The sequence below is a fragment of the Gordonia alkanivorans genome, assembly GCF_004011905.1.
Taxonomy (GTDB): domain Bacteria; phylum Actinomycetota; class Actinomycetes; order Mycobacteriales; family Mycobacteriaceae; genus Gordonia; species Gordonia alkanivorans.
On record NZ_CP027114.1, the window covers coordinates 2643026 to 2658354 of the forward strand.

13 protein-coding genes and 1 tRNA gene are annotated in these 15329 nt (G+C 68.6%); 5 read left to right on the top strand and 9 right to left on the bottom strand.

The annotated features are described in order from the left end of the window. Window positions 1-41 precede the first annotated feature (41 nt). The gene (locus tag C5O27_RS11980; protein WP_127962802.1) at window positions 42-1316 is read right to left on the bottom strand and encodes a PucR family transcriptional regulator; all 1275 of its coding nucleotides are present in this window, start codon (window positions 1314-1316) and stop codon (window positions 42-44) included. Window positions 1317-1390: 74 nt separating this feature from the next. Then, window positions 1391-4285: a pyruvate dehydrogenase (acetyl-transferring), homodimeric type gene (gene aceE, locus C5O27_RS11985; protein ID WP_127962803.1), complete on the bottom strand. Its 2895-nt coding sequence runs from the start codon at window positions 4283-4285 to the stop codon at window positions 1391-1393. 141 nt (window positions 4286-4426) lie between these two features. Here aceE and C5O27_RS11990 point away from each other — a divergent pair, with 141 nt between their 5' ends. The 3 genes from C5O27_RS11990 (at window position 4427) to C5O27_RS12000 (ending at window position 6129) form a co-directional block, all read left to right on the top strand. Further along, window positions 4427-5047, top strand: a complete 621-nt coding sequence (locus C5O27_RS11990; protein WP_127963830.1) for a hypothetical protein — start codon at window positions 4427-4429, stop codon at window positions 5045-5047. Window positions 5048-5221: 174 nt separating this feature from the next. Next, window positions 5222-5650: a DUF3052 domain-containing protein gene (locus C5O27_RS11995; protein ID WP_005200172.1), complete on the top strand. Its 429-nt coding sequence runs from the start codon at window positions 5222-5224 to the stop codon at window positions 5648-5650. Beyond that, on the top strand, window positions 5647-6129 hold the full coding sequence (locus C5O27_RS12000) for a peroxiredoxin (RefSeq protein WP_127962804.1): 483 nt from the start codon (window positions 5647-5649) through the stop codon (window positions 6127-6129). The genes C5O27_RS11995 and C5O27_RS12000 overlap by 4 nt, the downstream gene beginning before the upstream one ends. 45 nt (window positions 6130-6174) lie before the next feature. Here C5O27_RS12000 and C5O27_RS12005 read toward each other — a convergent pair. From C5O27_RS12005 to C5O27_RS12020, 4 genes are all read right to left on the bottom strand, one after another. Continuing rightward, window positions 6175-6249, bottom strand: a tRNA-Val gene (locus C5O27_RS12005). 150 nt (window positions 6250-6399) lie between these two features. Next, window positions 6400-7107 carry a CPBP family intramembrane glutamic endopeptidase gene (locus tag C5O27_RS12010; protein ID WP_042377151.1) on the bottom strand — a complete coding sequence of 236 codons (708 nt, stop codon included), beginning with the start codon at window positions 7105-7107 and terminating at the stop codon, window positions 6400-6402. A 40-nt stretch (window positions 7108-7147) separates the two neighbouring features. Further along, entirely contained in the window at window positions 7148-8224 is a 1077-nt protein-coding gene (locus C5O27_RS12015) for an NAD(P)H-binding protein (protein ID WP_127962805.1), read from the bottom strand. Between the two features lie 55 nt (window positions 8225-8279). Then, on the bottom strand, window positions 8280-9263 hold the full coding sequence (locus C5O27_RS12020; protein WP_127962806.1) for a helix-turn-helix transcriptional regulator: 984 nt from the start codon (window positions 9261-9263) through the stop codon (window positions 8280-8282). A gap of 157 nt (window positions 9264-9420) precedes the next feature. Between C5O27_RS12020 and C5O27_RS12025 the strand changes: the two genes are divergently transcribed. After that, window positions 9421-10245, top strand: a complete 825-nt coding sequence (locus C5O27_RS12025; RefSeq protein WP_006356791.1) for a maleylpyruvate isomerase family mycothiol-dependent enzyme — start codon at window positions 9421-9423, stop codon at window positions 10243-10245. Between the two features lie 66 nt (window positions 10246-10311). Here the strand turns inward: C5O27_RS12025 and C5O27_RS12030 are convergent, their stop codons facing one another. Continuing rightward, window positions 10312-12336 (bottom strand): protein kinase domain-containing protein, encoded by a 2025-nt coding sequence (locus C5O27_RS12030; RefSeq protein WP_127962807.1) that lies wholly within the window; start codon window positions 12334-12336, stop codon window positions 10312-10314. 104 nt (window positions 12337-12440) lie between these two features. Continuing rightward, entirely contained in the window at window positions 12441-13268 is an 828-nt protein-coding gene (locus C5O27_RS12035; RefSeq protein ID WP_127962808.1) for a spermidine synthase, read from the bottom strand. Window positions 13269-13308: 40 nt separating this feature from the next. Between C5O27_RS12035 and C5O27_RS12040 the strand changes: the two genes are divergently transcribed. Further along, window positions 13309-14286, top strand: a complete 978-nt coding sequence (locus C5O27_RS12040; RefSeq protein WP_127962809.1) for a cobalamin biosynthesis protein — start codon at window positions 13309-13311, stop codon at window positions 14284-14286. Here C5O27_RS12040 and C5O27_RS12045 read toward each other — a convergent pair. After that, a complete protein-coding gene (locus tag C5O27_RS12045) occupies window positions 14264-15316 on the bottom strand; it encodes an SURF1 family cytochrome oxidase biogenesis protein (RefSeq protein WP_230461809.1) in 1053 nt (350 codons plus the stop codon). The genes C5O27_RS12040 and C5O27_RS12045 overlap by 23 nt on opposite strands. Window positions 15317-15329 lie beyond the last annotated feature (13 nt).

Genomic DNA, 15329 nt, shown 5'->3' on the forward strand with positions numbered 1-15329 from the left:
TATCAGCATAGACCCCGAATCGGACATGTTACCGGTGTGACTCATGGGGTAGGAGAGTCCGATTTGTGCCTTAAGTGTGTCAGACGACCGACAGTCGTCGCGATCCGTAGTACATACGCGTCGCGTGGGTTCGTCGGATCGCGTCGTGTGATTTCCGCAATTTTCTTCAGTCTGTACCGGACGGTATTTGGATGTATGTACAGAACGCGCGCGCAGGATTCGACCGATCCGCCAGAGTCGAGGTAGGCCTCGAGTGTCGTGGTCAACGTGGAGCCCCCTGCGGTGAGCGGACGGACCACAGATTCGACCAGAGCGGCGACCGCCGACTCGTCACCGTTGAGGGCTCGTTCGGGGAGCAGTTCGAGGCTGTGGACCGGGCGCGGTGCGCTCGGCCAGCCCACCACCGCCGCGATCGCCGCCATGGCCTCCGCGGCGCTGGCGTGAGCGCTCCCGAGGTTCGGCATGGTCGGTCCGATCACCACCGGGCCGTCGGCGAAGTGGGAGAGAAGGGCCGAGACGAACTTCTCCGTCGGCCGGGCGGGGCCGCTGACGATGGCGACAAGCACCGAACCCTGGACCACCGAGAGTGCCGACCGGTCGAACTGCCGAGCCGTGTTGTGGATGGCCAGCGGCACCGACACGTTCTGTTCCGGCGGTGGCGTGCCGACGATGACCGTCGCCGGGGCGTCGGAATCCCAGTTCAGGGCGGCTGCGCGCGAGAGCAGCTGGGGGCCGGTGTCGCCGCGGACCACGGCATCGACGACCAGTGCCTCGAGCCGGGAGTCCCAGGCGCCGCGCGATTCCGCGGCCGATGCGTAGATCGCGGCCGCGGCGAAGCCGATCTCTCGGCCATAGCGCAGGACCGACTCGGTGAGCGCGCGGAGCTGGGCGTCGTTGCGGGCCAGCAGCGGCAGCCACTTCTCGAAGAACTCCATGGCCACACGGACCATCTCGACGGTCTGCAGCAACGTGATGCGCCGGGCGAGGTCCTGCGGCACCACCTGGAACGCCTGGACCGTGAACTTCACGTTGCCCTCGGGATCCTGGATCCACTCGACGAAGTTCACGACGGCGGTCTGCACGACCAGCTGCACACTCGCGCGCTGCGCGGCGTCGAGGTCGCCGAAGTAGGGCAGCTGGTCCTGCATGGAGTGGACCGCCTCGGTGGCGAGGCGGCCGCTGTACTGCTTGACCCGGCGGAGGAGCGTGTCGGGCAGCGCGTCGTGCACGGTGGCGGGGGCCGGCACATGGGCGCCCCGCTCACCGAACACGTCAGCCGGAGGTGTTGTGGGCTGATTCACTCGCGCGTCGGACACGATCTCAATCTAGTCCCCGGAAACCGCCGCGCCGGGATCGCTGGTCTCCCCGGGTGCGGCGGTCCGGTGCCGCACTACGCCACGCCGGGATCGCTGGTCTGCTCCGGAGCGGCCGCGACGTCGTCGATCTTGTACTTGTCCGCGGCCTGCTTGGCCACCGACATGTCGAGGTGGCCGTCGCGGGCGAGTGCGACCAGCACCGCGACCACGATCGACTCCGCGTCGACGTTGAAGAACCGTCGTGCCGCCGGCCGGGTGTCGGAGAAGCCGAACCCGTCGGTGCCCAGCGTCAGGTAGGTACCGGGCAGGTATGCACGGATCTGCTCCTGGACGCCGCGCATGTAGTCGCTGACGCCGACGAACGGTCCGGCCGCGTCGGCCATCAGTTCGGTCAGGTAGGCGGGCGCCGGCTCGGTGCCCGGATCGCGCAGCGCCGCGCGGTCGGCGCGGATGCCGTCGCGGGCCAGCTCGCTCCACGACGTCACCGAGTACACGTTGGCGCTGACGTTCCACTCCTCGGCGAGCAACTCGGAGGCACGCAGCGCGTCGGGCATGGTGATACCGGAGACCAGGATGTTGGCCGGGTACTCCTTGTTCTCCGGGGCCTTCCGGAACAGGTATCCGCCCTTGACGATGCCCTCGTGGTCGACGCTCTCGGGCTTCGCCGGCTGGCTGATCGGCTCGTTGTAGACGGTGATGTAGTAGAAGACGTTCTCCGGGTCCTCGCCGTACATGCGCGTGAGACCGTCGTCGACGATGTGGCCGAGTTCGTAGGCGAACGCCGGGTCGTAGGCGACGACCGCCGGGTTGGTCGCGGCGAGCAGCGGCGAGTGGCCGTCGGCATGCTGCAGACCCTCACCGGTGAGCGTCGTGCGGCCGGCGGTCGCGCCGATGACGAAACCGCGCGCCATCTGGTCGGCGGCCGCCCAGAAGCTGTCGCCGGTGCGCTGGAAGCCGAACATCGAATAGAAGATGTACAGCGGGATCATCGGCTCGTCGTGCGTCGCATACGACGTGCCGACGGCGGCGAAGCTGGCCGCCGAACCGGCCTCGTTGATGCCCTCGTGCAGGATCTGGCCCTCGGAGCTCTCCTTGTAGGCGAGCATCAGCTCGGCGTCGACCGAGGTGTAGAGCTGTCCGTTGCGGTTGTAGATCTTCAGGGTCGGGAACCACGAGTCCATACCGAAGGTACGGGCCTCGTCGGGGATGATCGGCACGATGCGCTTACCGATCTCCTTGTCGCGCAACAGATCCTTGAAGACGCGGACCAGTGCCATGGTGGTCGCGACCTGCTGCTTGCCGGAGCCCTTCGCGGTGGCCTTGAGCGCCGACGACGTGTCGGCCTTGAGGACCTTCGCGCCGGTCCGGCGGCTCGGCAGGAAGCCGCCGAGGGTCTTGCGGCGATCCAGCATGTACTGGAGCTCCGGAGAGTCCTTGCCGGGGTGGTAGTACGGCGGCAGGTACGGATCCTTCTCGAGCTGCTCGTCGCTGATCGGGATGCGCGTGCTGTCGCGGAAGGCCTTGAGGTCGTCGAGCGTCAGCTTCTTCATCTGGTGGGTCGCGTTGCGTCCCTCGAAGTGCTTGCCGAGCGTGTAGCCCTTGATCGTGTGCGCCAGGATGACAGTCGGCTGACCCTTGTGGGTCATCGCGGCGGCGTAGGCCGCGTGGATCTTGCGGTAGTCGTGACCGCCGCGCTTGAGGTTCCAGATCTCGGCGTCGGAGAGGTCCTTGACCAGTTCCTTGGTCCGCGGGTCGCGGTTGAAGAAGTGTTCGCGGACGAACGCGCCGTCGTTGGCCTTGTAGGTCTGGAAGTCGCCGTCGGGCGTCGTGTTCATCAGGTTGACCAGGGCGCCGTCGCGGTCGGCGTGGAGCAGCGCATCCCACTCGCGGCCCCAGACGACCTTGATGACGTTCCAGCCGGCGCCGCGGAAGAACGACTCCAGCTCCTGGATGATCTTGCCGTTGCCGCGCACCGGACCGTCGAGGCGCTGCAGGTTGCAGTTGATGACGAAGGTCAGGTTGTCGAGGCCCTCGGTGGCCGCGAAACTCGCGAACCCGCGCGATTCCGGTTCGTCCATCTCGCCGTCGCCGAGGAACGCCCACACGTGCTGGTCGGAGGTGTCCTTGATGCCGCGGTCGTGCAGGTAGTGGTTGAAGCGCGCCTGGTAGACCGCGTTCATCGGGCCGAGGCCCATGGAGACGGTCGGGAACTCCCAGAAGTCGGGCATCAGTCGCGGGTGCGGATACGACGGCAGACCGCCGCCCTCGCCGGCGTGGCTGTGCTCCTGACGGAAGCCGTCCATGCGGGCCTCGTCGATGCGGCCCTCGAGGTAGGCGCGGGCGTAGATGCCGGGGGAGGCGTGGCCCTGGATGAAGATCTGGTCGCCGCCACCGGAGTGGTTCTTGCCGCGGAAGAAGTGGTTGAAGCCGACCTCGTACAGCGACGCCGACGATGCGTACGTCGAGATGTGGCCGCCCACACCGACTCCCGGACGCTGGGCGCGATGCACCATGATCGCGGCGTTCCAGCGGATCATCTGGCGGAAGCGACGCTCGACCTCCTCGTCACCGGGGAACCACGGTTCGGCCTCGGTGGGGATGGTGTTCACGTAGTCGGTGGAGGTGAGCGCGGGGATCGACACCCGCTTCTCGCCGGCGCGCTCGAGCAGCCGCAGCATCAGGTAGCGGGCGCGGCCGGGGCCGGCGGCGTCGAGCAGGGCGTCGAACGAGTCGAGCCACTCGGTGGTCTCGTCGGGGTCGATGTCGGGCAGGTACGACGCGACTCCTTCGCGGATGACGCGAACCCGGTGTCCGCTTCGTCCGGCAGCGCGTCCGTTGGAGCCCGGGCCGGCGTGCTCGCTCGGAATCGTGTCCTGCGTCGCCTGGTCCATCTGGTCGGTCACGGTGATGCCTACTCCCTCTGACAGGCCGGACTCGGGGTGGTGGTCCGGCTGCATGGCGTATGACACCGCAACCCTTTGTTGTGCGGTGTCACCCCTCATCGTGCCCCATGTGAGGTGGCTTGGCACCGGGTGGATCTGTGTAGGCTGTCGCGATCGCGAAGGTGCTGTAGCGTCCTTGCAGCGTTACTGATGAGTAGGGGGAAAGCGATACTGGGCACAGGGGAGGCCAGGCCCGGCCGCACCGGACATCGGGGTGTCCGGGCGAGCGTGATCGTCGGCATGACATTCGGGGGAATCATGTTGTCGGCGTGTACGTCCACGGTCGGAGGTACGGGTGTTGCGGCACCCGGTGAGGTGGCGATCTACCGGTCGGAGGTGTCGGCGTCGGCGGCCGCGCAGGTGCGGACCGAGGGCGTCGAGCTCTGCCGGGAGTCGATGTCGTCGATGGTCGTGATGGTGCGCGGCTACAACACCTTCATCAAGCGGCTCAACACGACGCACTCGTATCCGGAGGTCGGGGACCTCGCCGACAAGGCGCGGGCGAGCCTGATCGCCGGTGCCGATCAGATCCGGCCGAAGATCACCGACACGTCGCCGCCGGAGATCGCGACCCCGGCGCGAACGTTCCTCGACACGACGGCGCGTCTAGAGAACGCGATCCGCAAGGAGCAGCGCACCGAACTCAACCCGGTGTCGGGACAATGGACACGCGACAAGGCGCGCCTCCTCGAGGTGTGCGGCCAGTACACGCCGGTGCCGGCGGCCTCGTCGGCGACGCCCCGTTCATCGGTCACCACCACTCCGGCGCCGACGAGCCCCGGTCGCTGAGCGGGCACGGGTGGTGTGGTCGGCGAAAAAGAAACGCCCGAAATCGAGTGACGTCGGTCGGCTTGCAATGTGAGGCTCTAGGCTGTTGCCTATGCTGACAAGCGAGTTGGCGTACACAGATGTCCATACCGGCGACGGAAAGAACGTCCCATCACCCTCAGGAGGTCACGCGCGGTGGTAGCCGCCACAGACGGTACGGGCAGCAACGCCCAAAAACTGGGCTTGAAGGCCGGCTTGGTCGTGCAGGAAGTCGGTTGGGACGAGGACACGGACGACGAGCTCCGGGCCGACATCGAGGACGCGATCGATGCCGAGATGGTCGATGAGGACGCCGACGACGTCGTCGACGTCGTCGTCCTCTGGTGGCGCGAAGGCGACGGAGACCTCGTCGACGCGCTGATGGACGCCATCGGACCGCTTGCCGAAGACGGATACGTGTGGGTGTTCTCGCCCAAGACCGGTAAACCGGGATACGTGGATCCGAGCGAGATCGCCGAGGCGGCCCCCACCGCGGGCCTGACCCAGACATCGGCGATCAGCCTGGGGGATTGGTCGGCAGCCCGACTCGTTCAGCCCAAGGCCCGCTCGGGCAAGAAAGCATGAGCGATGCTCTGCCCACCGCGCCGCTGAGCGTCGGTGACCAGGCACCTGATTTCGAACTCCGGGATCAGAACAACCAGCTCGTGTCCCTGAGCACGTTGCGCGCCGAGCGCAACGTGCTCGTGGTCTTCTTCCCGCTCGCGTTCACCGGCACCTGCCAGGGCGAACTGGGTTACATCCGCGACCAGCAGCCGCGCTTCGAGAACGACGACGTGACCACCGTGACCATCTCGGTGGGTCCGTCCCCGACGCACAAGGTCTGGTCGGCGGCGCAGGGCTTCCTGTTCCCACTGCTGTCGGACTTCTGGCCGCACGGTGACGTGGCGAAGGCCTACGGCGTGTTCAACTCCGACCGTGGCTACGCGAACCGCGGCACGTTCCTCGTCAACCGCGAGGGCGTCATCGTCTACGCCGACATGGTCGGACCGGGCGAGGTGCGGGAAAACGACGTCTGGGATCAAGCCCTCGGCGCTGCCGGCTGACTTATGGCTCCAAGTCGCGCGGGCGCGGGTTGAAGCCATGGATTGTGGTGCGCGCAAAGGGATTCGAACCCCTGACCGCTGGTGTGTAAGACCAGAGCTCTACCGCTGAGCTATACGCGCGTGGAGTGCCGAGAGCGTCACTCGCGACAATGAATCTAGCCGGTCGGGACCGATCGCCCAAACCGCGGGTTCGTGACCGGCGAACCTCACTTCGACTTGCAGACTTCGATCGACGTCTGCAGGTCGAGCCGAGGTTCGCCGGTCAGCGGCTCACGCGAAGATCGGCGGGAGCGCGAGGACCATGATCGCGCCCCAGATGACATGCGTGATCGCCGGCGCGAGGACACCGGCGGTGCTGCGACGCAGGATCGCGCAGACGGTACCGAGGACGGCGCCGGCGAAGCCGAGCATCACGTTGCCGCTGGCCATGGTGACCAGCACGTAGATGACCGTCGACACCAGGACCGGGTTGTGGGGGCGGGCCGCAGAGTAGACCGAGCCGCGGAAGAACAGCTCTTCCGCGAGGCCGTTGACCACGGTGATCAAGGTGACGATGGCGAGGCTGCCGTAGTCGGCGAAGGCGAGCACCTTGTTCGCGAGGTCGCTGACCCCGGGGATCATCCGGACGAGCAGGCCGCCGACGACGAAGGCCGCACCGACCGCGAGGCCGACGACGACGCCCAACCCCACCGCCCCGAGACGATCCGGCGGACGGGACGCCGTCGGGCTGTAGGCGCCGAGCCGCAGCTTGCCCGAGGTGAGCGCCCCGACGGTCCACACCGCCGCCAAGGCGACCGTCAGCGGATAGAACGCGGTGTCGCCCGGCTCCACGCGCAACGAGACGCCGAGCACGATGGCCCCGATGACGAGGAAGACACCGACGAGCCAGCGGCGTCGGACGTAGTGGGAACCGGGATCGGGATCACGATCCGCGGCTATGGAGTTGTAGAGGTCGCGCGCCAGTGCAGTCACCAGCAGTCGTCACCACCTAGGTCGGTCGTCATCGGACACGGGTCATTCACGGACGGGTCGGCAGAAGAGCTCCGGCGATCTTCGCCGACACCCGCAGCGTGCCACCGATCGTCCCACCGATGCTGCGTTTGACGCGCAGCCAGTCGCCGCCGGCCCACGCGGGGTCGGTGTCGGCGAGGTGGTGCAGGTCGTGCAGATCGCAGACCGACCGGGGATACGGCGATTCGACGGACGCGCGCACGGCGTCGCGCATCGGTGTCAGACCGCCCTCGGGCGGCGGCACCAGTTCGCGGATGCTGTGCTCCGATGCCGTCATCGAATGGTCCAGCGACGTCACCAGTTCCTCGGTGAGCGACGCCGGGACCGGCACGAACATGCCGCCGAGTCGTCCGGCGAGGCGGGTGCTGACCCCGAATACCGGGAGCCGCAACCGCGGGAAGCGGACCGCGGAGATGTACTCGTGCAGGATCGAGATGTAGCGGGCGTGGTCGGGTCCCGAGATGTCGTATTCACCTGGAGGGAGCGAGGATTCGCAGGCTGCGACCAGGTAGTGGATGGCGTCGCGGATCGAGATCGGGTCCATCTCGTTGGTGATCCAGGCAGGTTCGGGGATCACCGGTAAGCGGTCGGCCATGTAGCGGATGATCTCGAACGACGTCGAGCCGGCGCCGATGATGACCGCCGCACGAAGCCAGACCAGTTCCGGGCCGTCCTCGATGACGAGCCCCTCGGCGACGTCGGCGCGGCTCTGCAGGTGCGACGACAGCTTGGCGTCGCCCGGGACGAAGCCGCCGAGATAGATGATCCGGCCGACGCCGGCATCGCGTGCGGCCTCGGCGACGTTGCGTGCCGCGTCGCGATCACCGCTGGCGAAGTCCGCCTGCCCGATCGCGTGGACCAGGTAGTAGATCGCGTCGACGCGCCCGGCGTCGGTCATCGCCTTTTTGACCGAGATCGGGTCGTCGGCGTCCATGGCCACCTTGGTGACGTCCGACGACCAACCGAATCGGTCCAGCTTGCGGGTGTCCCTGGACGTGACCACGACCTCGTGACCCTGCCTCAGCAATGCGCATACGAGCCGGGATCCCACGTACCCGGTCGCCCCCGTGATGAGTAACCTCATGCCTCCGACCGTAGAGAAGAATCGACGATCCGGTCGGAACAGCAGGTCAGCGCGGTCAGGGCCGGGCGGACATCGCGCGTCGATAACGGTCGGCGACCTGGTCGTGATACTCCGCGACGGCGCCCAGCTCGACGCGCAGTTCGTCGGGTTCGATGACCGTGAAGTCAGCTCCGAAGGCGTGCATCCAGCGTGCGATCGACGTCAGTGAGGTGCTGTAGACGGTCACCTCACAACTGTTCTCGCCGCCGGATTCCAGGGCACCCCAATAGTGGTGGATCATCGGCGCGACCTCGTCGAGCGGCAGGTGGACGCGGACCCGCGCGGTCGCCTGCTGCTGCACGGCACCGAGTCCACGGGCGACGAAGGCTGCCGCGCCGCCCTCCGGCGGCTCGCGCGGGGTGAAGCGGGGACCGGTGGGGATCTTCGGGTCCATGCGGTCGACGCGGAAGGAACGCCAGGCGTCGCGGGCGAGATCGAAGCCGACGAGGTACCAGCGATTGCCGTTGCGCACCAGACGAAACGGCTCGACCTCGCGTCGGCTCTCCTCGCCGTCGTTGCGCCGGTAATCGAATCGCAGGCGCTCGTTGCGGTGGCAGGCCGTGGCGATGTCGGTGAGGCGCTCGGCGGGGACCGCGCTCGACGGCGCTTCCCGCGGGATGGCCTCGATCCGCAGTGCATCGAGGCGGTGCTGGAGCCGTGACGGCATGACCTGGCGCAGTTTCGCGAGCGCCCCGGCCGAGGCCTCGGCCATGTCGGCGACCGCGCCCGTCGTCACCGCGTCGAGTCCCAGCGCGACGGCGAGAACCTCTTGATCGTCGAGGAGCAGGGGCGGCATCTCCGCGCCGGCCCCGAGCCGATACCCGCCGCGCGCACCGACATTCGCGTCGACGGGGTAACCGAGCTCGCGGAGCTTGTCGATGTCGCGTCGCACCGTGCGGGTCGTGATGTCGAGGCGTTCCGCGAGCTCCTTGCCCGACCATTCCCGCCGCGTCTGCAGCAGCGACAGCAGGGCGAGCAACCGGGCCGAGGTTTCCAACATGAAGACATCCTGCCGCACGATGCGGACAGATTCGGTCCTCGTTTGGCAGAACGGGGGCGGCTTGTCGCGGTGCGTCAATGCGGCTGCCCCGCTCACCGACCCCGATAAGGTTGGTGCGGTCCGGATCCCGCCGGGCGCACGACCGCAAGGAGCATCCATGCCGACGACCATTCTGCCGCTCGCCGAGGTCACCGAAGGCCTGATCGCCCAGTGGGCCGCGATCGCCGACGTCGCCGCCGCACTCACCGACGAGCAGTGGTCGGCGGCATCGGTGCTGCCCGGATGGACCAACGCCGACATCGTCGCGCACATCATCGGCACCGAGAGCATGCTCGACGGCCGCGACGTGGAAGCCACCCGCACGGTGAGTGCACTCGACCACGTGCGCAACCCGATCGGCGAGCTCAACGAGAAGTGGGTCGACCACTACCGGCCGAAGCCGCGCGCCGAGGTGCTCGCCGCGCTCGACGAGATCATCACGGTTCGCACCGCGGCACTGCGGGCGATGACACAGGAGCAGTTCGACGCCCCGTCGATGACGCCGGCCGGCGCCGACACCTACGGACGCTTCATGCGCATCCGCATCTTCGACTGCTGGACGCACGAGATCGACCTGCGTGACGGCACCGACGGTTCCGCCGTCACCGACCCCGTCCCCGCGTCGTTGGCGCTGGACGAGATCGGCGCGTCACTGCCGTTCGTCGTCGGCAAGCGCGCCGACGCGCCCAAGGGCAGCAAGGTGCTCTTCGACATCACCGGGCTGACCGCGCGAACGGTTCGGATCGACGTCGGTGACCGCGCGTCTCTGGTGGAGGAGTTCGACGGCGGCGACGCGTCGGCCGATGTCCGTCTGCGCATCGACGCCGCGAACCTCGCCCGCTGCGCCGGTGGGCGTCGGGACGCCAGCCCGGACGCGGTGGAGATCGATGGCGACGCCGCGCTGGGGAACGCGATCCTGAACCGGATGAACTACGTGATCTGACCCTCAGCAAGGGGAGTGCGGGCTGAGTGTCGGGAAACGGTACTCAGGACGCACTCTGCGATTCGGCTACTCGCCGACCGTCGCCTTCTGGATCAGCAGGTTCTGGTTCGGCGGTCCTGACTGGGCGCCGGGTTTGGTCGGTGTGAAGCCGCCCGCGACGATCTTGTCCAGGACCGCCAGCCCGGACGCGTCCATGGTGCCGACGATCGAGTAGGTGAGCGGGAGGTCGGTGTCGTCGGCGAGCATGAAGAACGTCGTCGATCCGGTGGCGCCCTCGTCGTCGGGGAGATCGAGGATGCCGACGGTGCCGCGCGGGTAGGTGACCTGCGGGATGCCGTTGGTGTCCGTGCCGGCCGACGGTAGGCCCTCGGGGAGTTCGTCGGGGCTGGTCCAACCGGGGTTGGTGCCCTCCTTGCCGCCCGAAGACCCGCAGATCAGGTACTTCGCCGATGCGCGATGGCACTTGCTGCCGTCGTAGAACCCGGACTTGATCAGCGCGACCATCGCGCCGACGTTGCACGGTGCCTCGGCCCGGTTGAGGGTCATGGTGATGGTGCCCTGCGCGGCGATCGGGATCTGTGCGTCCACGGTGCCGGTGTTCGGCTGGGTCGACGCCGGTGCAGGTTGGGTGATGCCGCCGACGACCGTGCGCGTCGGGTAGTCGCACGCGACGGTGCCCGCGGGCATCGCCTGCGACGAGGTGCCCGGTTCCGGCGGATCGTCGCCACCGCCCGACAGCGCGACGAACATGCCGGTGACCGCGAGGGCGATCACCACCACGCCGACCCCGATGGCAATGGCGATGTTGCGGCCGGTCTTCGACTTGCGGGGAGGTGGGGTCGGGGTGCCGCCCCACTGGTTGGGTCCGGACAGCGACTGGGGTCCCGAGAACGACTGGGGTCCCGAGAACGACTGGGGACCGGAGTGCGACTGCGGCCCGGAGAACGACTGTGGCCCCGAAGGGGAAGGCCCCGAATGGAATTGGGGACCTGAGAATCCTTGCGGCCCGAAAGGTCCAGGGGGAGGACCATATCCACCGGCCGAACCTGGAGAGTGCTGCGGCCCGTGGACGTTGGGGCCCGAATTCAGACCGCGGACCATCGTCGGGTCGGATGCCATGGAGCCGCCCGGCGTCGGGTGGGCAGCCGGCGGTTGTGACTGCGGCGGACGCGGGGTGTGGGGCCGCGGGGTCGGGCCCGCGGGTGGAATGGGCTGGGGCACGACCGTCGGCGGGGCCTGCTCGGCCGGAGGTGTCTGCGGTCGGGTTGCCGACGCCGACGGACTGCCCGACAGCGCGTCGGAGGCCGCTTGGATGAGTTCGCGCGCGCTCGGAAAACGCTGCGCGGGGTCTTTGGCGAGACCGCGTGCGATCACCGGGTCGAGTGGGCCGCCTGTCTGAGGGGGTGGCTTGGTGATGTGCGCGGTCATGAGTCCCTGGTCGGTTTTCGCCGGGAACGGGGTCTGGCCGGTGACGCACTCGTAGAGCACGCAGGCGAGGGCGTAGTTGTCCGAACCCGGGCCTGCGGGTTCGTCGCCGAACCGCTCCGGCGCCATGTAGGCCAGCGTGCCGAGTGCGGTCCCCACCTGTGTCAGGCGACTGTCGGTGGCGCCCTGCGCGATACCGAAGTCCACGAGGTAGGCGAAGTCGTCGGCGTCGACGAGGATGTTGTCGGGTTTGATGTCGCGGTGGACGAGGCCGTCGCGGTGCGCGGCGTCGAGCGCTGCCGCGACCTGGCCCAGGATGCGAACCGCCCGGTCCGGCGCGAGGGGACCGGAGTCGAGCACCTTGCGGAGATCCTGACCGTCGACGAGGCGCATGTCGATGAACAGGACGCCGTCCTTCTCGCCCCAGTCGTGGATCGGGATGACGTGCGGATCGGACAGTTTCGCCGCGGTCTTCGACTCGCGCTCGAACCGTTCGCGGAAATCGTTGTCGTGGACCAGATGTGGCGGGAGAACCTTCAGGGCGACGCGTCGTTCCTTGCCGGTGTCGTAGGCCTCGTAGACCTCACCCATGCCGCCGCGACCGAGGAGTCTGTCGATGCGGTACGGGCCCAGCGTGGTGCCCGCTCTCGACGATGGATCGGTCACGTCATCCTCGGTTCTGCGATCGTCAGATCTCGGCCGGCGGTCGAAACCACCCTAACGACTGCCGGGCGTGTTCGTACATCGACCGGACGCGGGACCGGCGACGATCACGGCCGGTCCGCCGCGAGGTCGGAGTCGGCCAGGCCCGGGCCGCGCGCGAAGTCGCGGGCCTTGGCGCCGGAGAGGATCTGCGCAGGTAGCGGATCGCTGAGCAGAGTGCGCACCAGCGTCGCCGACGCGTCGAGCGGGGCGTCGCTGCCGACGATCACGATGTTGCCGGTGCGCCGACCTTTGAACATCGCGGCGTCGGCGATGAGCAGCAGATGGTCGAAGACCGATGCGACGGTGGCGGCCTCGGCGCGCGCGCCCGCCAGATCCCGGCTGTCGCCGCAGTTCGCGAGGTACAGCCCGCCCGGCACGAGCACGTCGTGGACGGCGGAGGTGAACTCACGGGTCGTCAGATGCGCGGGCGTACGGTCGCCGGCGAAGGCGTCGCGCACGATCACCTCGCGCGTGCCCGGCTGCAGTGAGGTGACGACCTCCCGTGCGTCGCCGACCCGGATCCGCAGCTTGGGGGCGCGGGGGAGATCGAACCACTCACGCACCAGGCGGGCCAGCTCGCCGTCGACCTCGACCGCCACCTGTCGGGCATCGGGGTACTGATGGTCGAGGTAACGGGCGAGCGCGCAGGCCGCTCCGCCGAGATGGAGGACGCGCAACCGGTCCGAGGCGGGATGGCGTTCGGCGATGACGGCCGCCATCTGGCGCAGGTACTCGAAGTCGAGCACGGTCGGGTCGTCGGGATCGATGTGCGAACTGTGCGCCCCGTTGACGGTCAGCAGCCAACCGCCGGCGATGGTGTCGCGCGCGAGTTCGGCGACACCGGTGTCGATGACGTGCCGACCCGGGGTCGGTTCCGCGGATGACCTGGCCACGGGTCGAGTCTGGCACGAGCGCAGTCGATACCATCGCGCGGTGCCCCTGACCCGTGAGCAGCGAAACCGACCCGCACGACGAGCCCTGTCGAACACAGCCGGACTCGTCGTCGGCTTCCTCCTCGACGAGGCCCTGGGGGACCCGTCGACGGGGCACCCGGTCGCGGGTTTCGGACGGCTCACATCTGTGCTCGAACACCGCATGTACCGCGATTCGCGGGCTGCCGGTGCCGGTCTGGTCGCGGTGGCCGCGGGCGGCGTCGTGGGCGCGGCAGTCGCGGCATCGGCCGGGCGTCGTGCGCCGGTATCGGTGGCGCTGACGGCTGCGTCGACCTGGATCGCGCTGGGCGGGACCTCGTTGTGCCGGGTGGGCGATGCGGTCGCCGACGCCCTCGAGTCCGACGACATCGACGCGGCGCGGGCCCTGATCCCGAGTCTGTGCGGCCGTGATCCGATGTCACTCGACGAGGCCGGGATCTGTCGGGCGGCGTTCGAATCGATCGCGGAGAACACCTCCGACGCGACCGTCGGGCCGTTGTTCTGGGGTGCGGTCGCGGGCGTTCCCGGAATCCTCGGGTACCGCGCGGTCAACACCCTCGACGCGATGGTCGGGTACCGCAACGAGCGCTATCGCGACTTCGGCTGGGCGGCCGCGCGACTCGACGACGTCGCCAACATCCTCCCGGCACGACTCGCAGGCGTATTGATCGTCCTGGTCTCCGGGGCACCCAGGCGTGCCGCCGAAGCGTGGCGTCGTGACAGCCATGCGCATCCCAGTCCGAACGCCGGGGTCGTCGAAGCTGCGTTCGCGGGAGCCCTGGGGGTGCAGCTCGGGGGTCGGACGGTGTACCCGCACGGCGTCGAACAACGGCCGACGCTGGGTTCCGGGCCGGCACCGAAGCCGGCCGATCTACGGGCCGCGGTCACGGTGTCGCGGCGGGTCCAACGGGCGACGGTGGCCGCGTGCGTGGCGGGTTGTCTGCTCCGGGTCGCGGTCAGCCGCCGTAGCGCCGGCTGAGCTTGTCCCGCACGTCGCCGTCCTGACTGCGGGGGTCGGGCGTCGCATCGCGGACGTCGCCGACCGTGTCTTCGGCAACGGGACCGTGACCGATGCGTCCGACGTTGTGGACCACCGTGGTGCCGCTCGCGGCGCGCAGTTCCTCGCGCATCTGCCGACGACGTTCGGCGCGGGAGGCAGCCGTACTCGGCTGTCCATCGGGTGCGGTGCCCGCGGGACGAGAAGCGGTCTCCGCGTCGGCGACGTCACCGGTCTCGGCGGTGGCCTCCGCCGCGGGAGCTGCCTTCGCGGCGGCGGCGCGTCGGCGTGACCGGATCTCGGCGATCAGGAAGTACAGCACGCCGAGCGGCGCCATGATCCCGAACGCGAGCCACTGCAACCCGTACGAGAGGTAGGGGCCGGTGTCGAGCTGGGGCAGCGGGATCTCACCCAGGGAGCCCGGCTGGTCCGGGGACAGCTGCAGGTAGAAGTCGTCCATCGGAGTGCCGGTCGCGGTCCCGACGAGACCCGGATTGATCGACGGGACCGTCAGCACACCGTTGTCGGCGCGGGAGCCACGGTCGGCGCTGACGCTCTCCGCCGCGCGGATTCTTCCTTCGATGGTCTGTTCACCGGCAGGCGGCGCCGGGATGTCGGGCACACCGCCCTCCACCGGGCGGACGAAACCGCGGTTGATCAGGAGCACGCGATCCGAACCGTCCACCGCGAACGGCGTCAGGACCACCACGGCCGGCCGTTCCTGGATGTTGCGCAGCCGCACCAGGGCCTGCTGGTCCTCCAGGTAGCGTCCGGTCACCTCGACGCCGCGCCACTCGGCCGACGGGTCGAGGGTCGACGAGGGCGCCACCTCGGCCAGCGGCACGGTCTCGAGAGAGGTCGCGGTACGGATCAGATCGTTGCGGCGTTCGGTGTCGGAGTTCTTCCCCAGCTGCCACGGCGCGAGCATGGTGAAGCAGGCCACGGCGAACGCCACGACGACGACGCCGAGGGCAATCCACCCGGGACGCAGGATCGTTCGCAGCACATGCACGATGCCCAGGTTA